At 41.9% G+C, this 814-nt stretch carries 1 protein-coding gene; it reads right to left on the bottom strand.

Annotation, left to right across the window (positions count from 1 at the left end; translation table 11 throughout):
* On the bottom strand, positions 1 to 614 hold a 614-nt coding region (locus CWB76_RS19315; RefSeq protein ID WP_138609730.1), incomplete at its 3' end, for a TonB-dependent receptor plug domain-containing protein.
* Positions 615 to 814: the final 200 nt, after the last annotated feature.

The following is an 814-nucleotide window of genomic DNA, read 5'->3' as shown; positions in this document are numbered from 1 at the left end:
CGATCTGTTAATGAACCACCAACAGCGCCTTCAAAGTCAACAGCACCACGACTACCGTAAGATACAGAGCCATAGCCTTCAAATTCTTGACTTGGTTTTACGGTATCAAATTTAACTAGACCAGCCGGTGTATTACGACCAAATAATGTACCTTGAGGACCACGAAGCACTTCAACACGTGCTACGTCAAATACAGGGAAACCTTTTAAGATTGCGTTTTCTTGTACAATTTCATCAACCACAAGCGACACTGGTTGCGAAGCATTCAAATCGAAATCAGTGTTACCAAGGCCACGTACATAAAAGCGTGGGAATGAACGGCCAAATGAAGATTCAATAGATAAACTTGGGATTTTCGCATTCATAAAACGAATATCCATACCAGCTGAGCTGTAAGCATCTAAGCTATCGCCTTGCAAGGCTGAAACAGCAACAGGCACTTCTTGAGCGTTTTCTACTCGTTTACGAGCAGTAACTTGAATAACTTCTAGTTGGTTCTTCTTAGCAGTAGTTTCTTGCTCAGCAGCTACGGCTGAAATTGACGTACCTGCTACGGCAGAGAACAACGTTGCATTGATAAGGGTTGCTAACGTAGATCTTTTCATTGCTTTCATGTCGGGGTTAACCTTTTTAGTGCACTCTTGTTCAACGGTTGATGTGTTGCGCAATTAAATAATTACGGATTCAGTCAATTTTTCGCGACTTGCTCTATGCGGCGCGGACCTTATTACCGAGAGTACAAAAACGGCATAAATAAGGCTGACTGAATGCGCAAGATTATATCATGGTGTAATTTATTTACTGCATACTGAAC

This window comes from Pseudoalteromonas sp. S1609 (assembly GCF_005887255.1).
In the GTDB taxonomy this organism is placed as follows: domain Bacteria; phylum Pseudomonadota; class Gammaproteobacteria; order Enterobacterales; family Alteromonadaceae; genus Pseudoalteromonas.
The sequence above is the reverse complement of the archived record's forward strand: the minus strand, read 5'-3'. Positions and strand labels throughout refer to the sequence as shown.